This is a genomic window from Psychrobacter sp. TB55-MNA-CIBAN-0194 (genome assembly GCF_040309505.1).
Taxonomy (GTDB): Bacteria; Pseudomonadota; Gammaproteobacteria; order Pseudomonadales; family Moraxellaceae; genus Psychrobacter; species Psychrobacter fozii.
Window position 1 is genome coordinate 1 of sequence record NZ_JBEOOW010000201.1, and the last position, 278, is coordinate 278.

General features: G+C 58.6%; 1 pseudogene. It reads right to left on the reverse strand.

Features of this window, described 5'->3' with window-relative positions:
* Nucleotides 1-278, reverse strand: a pseudogene (locus tag AAEY75_RS14820) (MFS transporter); the annotation flags it as partial.

Here is a 278-nt window from a genome sequence, read left to right on the forward strand (position 1 = left end):
GGGGAAGAACAACAACACCGCCATCGACCACACCAATATCAAACCCACCGCCCGAAACTGCATACGATCAAACAGCTTGCCACCGGCAATGTTGCCGATGATGCCGCCGACGCCAAACGCGGCGAGGCCGAAGGGGATCCATTGTGGCGAGACTTTGGTCACTTCCAGCATGGTCGGCGCCAGGTAGCTGAATACGCAGAACATCCCGGCAAAGCCAATTGCGCCGATGGACAGGGCCATCCATACCTGGGGTTTGGTGAAGGCGCGCAGTTCCTTGC